This is a genomic window from Nautilia sp. (assembly GCF_053994455.1).
This window is the reverse complement of record NZ_JBMYAU010000038.1, coordinates 1-3,836: the sequence shown is the minus strand read 5'-3', so window position 1 is coordinate 3,836 and position 3,836 is coordinate 1. Positions and strand designations below refer to the sequence as shown.

At 34.1% G+C, this 3,836-nt stretch carries 4 protein-coding genes and 1 pseudogene; all 5 read right to left on the bottom strand.

Annotated features, from left to right (window positions below; genetic code table 11):
* Positions 1 to 120, bottom strand: a 120-nt coding sequence (locus tag ACXJIE_RS02665) for an ATP-dependent Clp protease adaptor ClpS (protein ID WP_456479432.1), incomplete at its 3' end; no start/stop codon positions are given.
* A 41-nt stretch (positions 121 to 161) separates the two neighbouring features.
* Positions 162 to 425, bottom strand: a complete 264-nt coding sequence (locus ACXJIE_RS02660; RefSeq protein WP_456479431.1) for a Txe/YoeB family addiction module toxin — start codon at positions 423 to 425, stop codon at positions 162 to 164.
* Entirely contained in the window at positions 425 to 634 is a 210-nt protein-coding gene (locus ACXJIE_RS02655; protein WP_456479430.1) for a hypothetical protein, read from the bottom strand. The genes ACXJIE_RS02660 and ACXJIE_RS02655 overlap by 1 nt, the downstream gene beginning before the upstream one ends.
* A gap of 50 nt (positions 635 to 684) precedes the next feature.
* Entirely contained in the window at positions 685 to 2,856 is a 2,172-nt protein-coding gene (ligA, locus tag ACXJIE_RS02650; protein WP_456479429.1) for an NAD-dependent DNA ligase LigA, read from the bottom strand.
* Positions 2,857 to 2,896: 40 nt separating this feature from the next.
* A pseudogene (locus tag ACXJIE_RS02645) lies at positions 2,897 to 3,836 on the bottom strand (hypothetical protein); the annotation flags it as partial.

Below are 3,836 nucleotides of genomic sequence, written 5' to 3'. Positions count from 1 at the left end.
AAGCGTAAGAGCGACAGCCTCGTCTTCATTTTTATGAAATACGGTTTTTAAAACTTCTATAACAAAATCAAACGTCGTATAATCGTCATTTAAAAGCATCACTTTGTAAAGTTTGGGCATAATTATTTCAACATCGTCTTTAACAACCGTTTTAGTCGGCATTATTTTCCTTTTTTATAATGGTATCTAACAGAAATTATATATAATCCTTCATTTTCGTATTTGTAAACCAATCTGTGTTCACTGTCTATCCGTCTTGACCAAAAACCTGAAAGCTCGTTTTTTAACGGTTCAGGTTTACCGCGTCCTGCAAAAGGACTTCTCAAACATTCTTTAATAAGAGCGTTTATCTTTTTAAATGTTTTTTTATCATTCTGTTCCCAATAAAGATAATTTTCAAAACATGATTTCGTAAAAACTATCATCAAATATCTTTCAATTCCACTATTTTATTTTCAGAAAGTTCTTTTATAGAATTAAGCAAAAACTCTTTGTTTGCATCATTGTTCAACAAATATTCGGTTTCATCCTCTTTAATAATTATTTTCATTTTTGCATTTTTAAATTTAGTTTTTAAAATTTCAAAAAATTTATCGTCAAACTCTTCTATATACATATCGAATACAGCCTGCATTTAAAGCCTTTTTTTATTTAATTATAACAAATTTTTATAGTATTTTTAAATTAGCTCTCTATCATTTCCCACATTTCATCTTCTTTAAGTAAAGTAACTCCCAGTTTTTCGGCTTTTTCGTATTTGCTTCCCGGATCTTCTCCGTAAATTACGAAATCCGTTTTTTTACTTACGCTGTTTGTCACTTTCGCACCCAAATCTTCCAAGATTTTTTTAATTTCACTTCTCGGTTTGCTCATTGTCCCTGTAAGTACAATAGTTTTACCGCTAAACGGTGTTTGTTTAATCTCTTTTTTTTCAGGGTTTTTAGGTTTTAATATTTCAATGAGCTTTTCAATTTTTTCTCTGTTAACCCTTACGTATTCGGCAATGGATTTTACCATTTCAGGCCCGAAACCTTCTATTTCTTCAAATTCCTCAGGGTCGTGTTTGTAAAATTCCACGCCGAATTTTTCACATATTTTTTTACTCGCCACTTCCCCTATATGCTCAATTCCGAGCGCGTTTACAAACCTCCAGCACTCAACCCCCACTCTGCTTTTTATCGCGTTTACGAGGTTTTGGGCTTTTTTCCTTGCAAACAGGGGCAGTTTTTCCAAATCTTCTACTTTTAATTTAAATATATCCGTAATATCTTTTACAAGTCCGTGTTCGTAAAGCAATTTCGCCACACTTTCACCGAGCCCCTCTATATCAAGGCAGTTTTTGCTTGCAAAATAGATAATCGTATTGACAACCCTCGCGGGACATGAGAGATTCTGACACTTAATAAGCGCACCCTCGTCCAGCACTTCCGCACCGCATACGGGACAGTTTGTAGGGCGAGGTATCAGCTTTTGAATATATATTTTCTTAAAAGAACTTTTAAACATATTCACTAGTTTTTTAATATATTCTAGGTCATTCCATTTCCTTGTATTATTTAAAATTCTTACTATTTTTCTTATTTTATTCTCTTTTTTATTCTCTTTAATTAATTTTTTTATATCTCTTAATTTTTTATTTTTATAATTACGATTATTAATGATTTTAAAAAAATAATCAATAAAATTTTTTCTTTTATGATACAAAACTTTCGTAATTTTAGGTATCACATCCCCGCTTCTTATAACTATTACATGATCCCCTATTCTTATATCCATTCTCTCAATTTCGTCAAAATTGTGAAGGGTCGCCCTCTCAACTATAACACCGCCTATTTCAACAGGTTTCAGCACTGCAACAGGCGTTAATACCCCGGTTCTTCCCACCTGAACGACAACATCTTCTATAATTGTCTCTTTTTCAACGGCCGGGAACTTATATGCAACCATCCATCTCGGATATTTTTGCGTATAGCCTAAGATATCGTGATATTTTATTTCATCTATTTTTACAACCATCCCGTCAAGCATAACTTCAAAATTATCCCTGAGTTCCACAAACTCTTCATATTTTTTTTCAACGCAAGGAATATCTTTACATACGCCTCTTTTAGGAGGTTCTTTAAACCCGAGAGAATATATGTAATCCATAAGTTCGCTGTATTTTTCATAACTTAAAGAACTGACACCAACACCCCATGGATAAAAAATTAGCGGTCTGCTTGCTGTAATTTTAGGATCAAGCTGTCTGAGGCTCCCCGCCGCGGCGTTTCTCGGATTGGCAAACGTAGGTTCGCCTTTTTTTACTCTCTCTTCATTTAATTTGTCAAAATCTTTTTTCTTAATAACAACCTCACCCCTTATTTCGATAAGAGATTTTTCCTTAATTTCAAGGGGAATTGAATTGATTGTTTTTGCATTTAGCGTAACATCTTCGCCTATTTCGCCGTCACCTCTCGTTTCTGCTCTTATAAGTCTGCCGTTTTCATATACCAGATTCAAACTCGCCCCGTCGAATTTTGGCTCGATATAAAAACTGAAATCGCTGTGTCCGAGTATTCTTTTGACCCTTGAGACCCAGTCTAAAAAGTCGTTTTCGTTAAACACATCCTCCATAGACCACATACGGCTTAAATGTTTTGCCTTTTCAAAGCCTTCCAGCACAACGTCACCGACCCTTTGTGTAGGTGATGACGGATCAATTTCCTCAGGATGGGCTTTTTCATACTCTTCAACTTCATGGTAAAGCTTGTCGTATTCCTCGTCCGTAACTAAAGGGTTATCCAAAACATAATAATAATATGCCCATTTTTTAAGGGTCTGAGCGGCTTTTTTATATTCGTCATAATTTTTTATCATTCAGCTCTCCGTTTTTGTTTTGATTATAACAAAAAGAAGATTAAAAATAGTAGCTAAGAGAGAATTTAGTCTGTTTTTGTTTGGTAGAAGTAAGATATTCCGCGGTTAAAACAAAATTGTTTTTAAAATCGTAGCTTCCTCCGATTAACAGAGAATTCATATTTTGGGTATAGTTTCTTATTCCGGTAACATAAGCCGTAAGATAGTCAATATAAAAATCTTTTTTTGAGATTTTAGTATATGCGAACTTGTTTTTATTCCAGTCTTTATACCATTCCCCCGTAACACTGAAATCATACCCGCTTGCGTATTTAAACCCTAAAAGGTATGAATTTTCGCTTTTTTCATCAAAGCCATATTCCCCGTGCATTTCAAGTTCCGTCATCAAATTAAAGGAAAAATCGGCCCCGTATCTGTCGGGATATACATTACTTTTTTCAAACATAAAGTCAATATCAATATCTTTATAAAGCATATAAAGCTTAGCACCCCAATTTTGTGATTTTTGTAAATCGGAATTTAATGCGCCGTTTGAAGGCATATAAATCAAATCAAGGGAATAGTTTTTAATACTGCCGTTTAGTGTGTCTATTGTTTTTAAATGAACAAGTTCATAGCCCTGTTTGAGATCTTCCGGATAAAGAGGGCTTTTCGGACGCGTAAAGAAACTAACAGCACTGTAAGCATAACCTTTACCCCATTTCAAAAGCTCTTTTCCGATTGTGATATTTTTATTCACATCCCCGTATTTAACGTAAAGTTCGTTAATTATGCCGTATGTTGAAGTGTCGTATTTGTCGGTTGTGTAATACCCGCTCCAGTTTCCTTTGAAATACCATTTGTCCCTTTTATAATCACCCTCAAAATTAAGCTCACTTTTAAATTTCGTATATTTTTCCTTGTCGTCAATATAATAAATTTCAGGTTTTATATAGCCCGAATAGCTGTAAGGTTTGTCAATATCCCCTAAATCAAGGGAT